This is a genomic window from Acetobacter sp. DsW_059 (genome assembly GCF_002153695.1).
In the GTDB taxonomy this organism is placed as follows: domain Bacteria; phylum Pseudomonadota; class Alphaproteobacteria; order Acetobacterales; family Acetobacteraceae; genus Acetobacter; species Acetobacter thailandicus.
The window spans coordinates 1-365 of the sequence record NZ_JOPI01000158.1; the positions used below are offsets into that span (position 1 = coordinate 1).

Annotated in this window: 1 pseudogene; it reads left to right on the top strand. The window is 53.7% G+C overall.

The window, feature by feature from the left end:
* A pseudogene (locus HK25_RS12395) lies at window positions 1–365 on the top strand (ABC transporter substrate-binding protein); the annotation flags it as partial.

A 365-nucleotide genomic window follows, 5' to 3' on the forward strand; every position in this document is an offset into this window, starting at 1 on the left:
CAGCCAGTGACCATCACCCACCGGCCTGAGCATGCGGTCATTCATGATATTAATATGGCTGACATGGCCTTTGCCCTGCACCTGCAACCCTATATTGCAGGGTTTAGCGGTCTCTCCGGCTGGAACAAGCTCACCCCGGCATTTAAAAAACAGCAACAAAACATTCCGGAAATTGCACCACGCTACCCGACTATGGAACAGTTGCTGGCAGCCAAAACAGACCTGTTCTTTGCCGGATGGAATTACGGTATGCATCCGGGAGGCGACGTAACCCCTGAAACACTGGCCGCGCAGGGTATTCCCACCCTTGTGCTCTCTGAAAGCTGCTTCAGAAACGGACAGAAACCTGCCCCGGCAACGCTTGA